At 75.2% G+C, this 1,888-nt stretch carries 1 protein-coding gene; it reads right to left on the bottom strand.

Annotated elements, in window-relative coordinates; genetic code table 11:
* Positions 1-1,647 (bottom strand): SpoIIE family protein phosphatase (locus E1264_RS42350; RefSeq protein WP_165964672.1); only part of this gene is annotated, 1,647 nt, incomplete at its 3' end.
* Positions 1,648-1,888 lie beyond the last annotated feature (241 nt).

Here is a 1,888-nt window from a genome sequence, read left to right as displayed (position 1 = left end):
GTCGTGCTCGAACCACACGACTTTTCCCGGTTCGGCGCGGTGCGTCCCCCAGCGGGTGGACAGGTGGGCGACGAGCTGGAGCCCGCGGCCCGTCTCGTCGGTGGCCTCGGCGTGCCGGAGCCGGGGCAGGTCGGCGCCGTCGTCGTACACCTCGCAGAGCAGCGTCCTGCCCTTGATCAGGCGGAGCCCGATGGCGCCGGCGCCGTGCAGGAGCGCGTTGGTGACCAGCTCGCTGACCAGCAGCTGGACGGTGTCGGTGAGCGGTTCGAGGGCCCATTCGGCGAGCTTTCCGGCGACCTCGCCGCGCACCCACGGGACGGTGCCCGGGTCCGGGTCGAGCTCCCACGCGGCGACGTCCTCCTTGGGGATGCCGTCGAACCCGACCGCCACGATGGCGACGTCGTCGGCGGGCGTGGCGGCGCCGAGGGTGTCGAGGAGGGTGTCGCAGGTGAGGTCGAGGTCGGGGGTGGCGTCGGCGAGCCGGCCGCGCAGCTCCTCCAGCCCGTGGTCGATGTCGTGGCCGCGGCGCTCCAGCAGGCCGTCGGTGCACAGGACGAGCTGCGACCCGTCTTCCACCTGGACCTCCATCGCCTCGAACGGCTCGCCGCCGACCCCGATCGGCACCCCCGGCGGGACGGGCAGCACGCGGCTGTCGCCGAACGGCGACACCAGCACCGGCGGGACGTGCCCGGCGTTGGCGAACGTGCACCGCCGCTCGACCGGGTCGTACACCGCGTACAGGCAGGTGGCGAGGTAGTCCTCGCCGAGCCGGCGGGCGAGGCCGTCGAGCTGGCGCAGCAGCCGCGCGGGCCGCATGTCCTCGGCCGCGAGGGTGCGGACGGCGGTGCGGAGCTGCCCCATGATCGCCGCGGAGGTGAGGCCGTGGCCCATCACGTCGCCGACGACGATGCCGAGCCGGCAGCCGGGCAGCGGGATGGCGTCGAACCAGTCGCCGCCGACCTTCGCGGCCTGCTCGGCGGGGCGGTAGCGGTACCGGACGCGCGCGCCCGCGACGTCGGGCGGGTCGTCGGGCAGCATGCTGCGCTGCAGCTCCTCGGCGACCTGGACCTCGCGCCGGTACAGCCGCCCGTTGTCGATGCACAGCGCGGCGCGGCGGCCCAGCTCGTCGATCATGGCGAGGCAGAGCTCGCCGAACGGCTCGCGGTCGGGCTTGCGCAGCAGCTTGAACGTGCCGAGGACGCGGCCGCGGGCGATCAGCGGGACGATCAGCAGCGCCCGGCCGGTGAGCAGCGCCCGCAGCCCGTCCTGGTCGCCGAACGCGGCGGCGATGTCGGCCGCCTGCCCGGGGCCGACGCGGGGGATGTGGACGGGCCGTCCGGTCCGCATGGCCTGGACGAACGGCGTGCGGGGCGACAGGAGCAGCGGTTCGCCCTCGGGGGCGGCCCCTTCCCAGCGTCCCGGCTCGTCGTTGTGGACGACCGCGACGCGGCGCATCTGGGTGGTCTCGTCGATCTCGTCGGCCGGTGGCGCCGAGTCGGCGACGACGCCTTCGAGCAGTTCGACCGCGGCGAAGTCGGCGAGGCGCGGCACGAGCACCTCGGCGAGCGTCCGTGCGGCCTGCAAATGGTCGAGCGAGCTGCCGATCTGCTGTCCGGCCTCGCCTAGGTAGGTCAGGGGTTCCCTCACGGCCATCGTCTCCAATCCCTTCTCAGGGTGCGGACTCGGGTCGGGGGGCGGATACGGTGCATCCGGGCGTGAACTGAGCGGCGAGCGGGCTGCTCGGGGCGGCTGTTCCGGTCGGAGCGGCGACCGGTCTGCATGGGGCGGTCGTCCTGAGCGGGGCGGCTCATCGGTCCCGGGCGGCGGGCTCGCGCCGGGCGGGCGCCCGGCCCGGTGCGGCCCGGGCGGCGGGTCGGCCCGGCTGGGC

The organism is Actinomadura sp. KC216 (assembly GCF_004348535.1).
Classification (GTDB): domain Bacteria; phylum Actinomycetota; class Actinomycetes; order Streptosporangiales; family Streptosporangiaceae; genus Spirillospora.
Note: the sequence above shows the minus strand (reverse complement) of the source record. Positions and strands in the feature narration are given on the sequence as shown.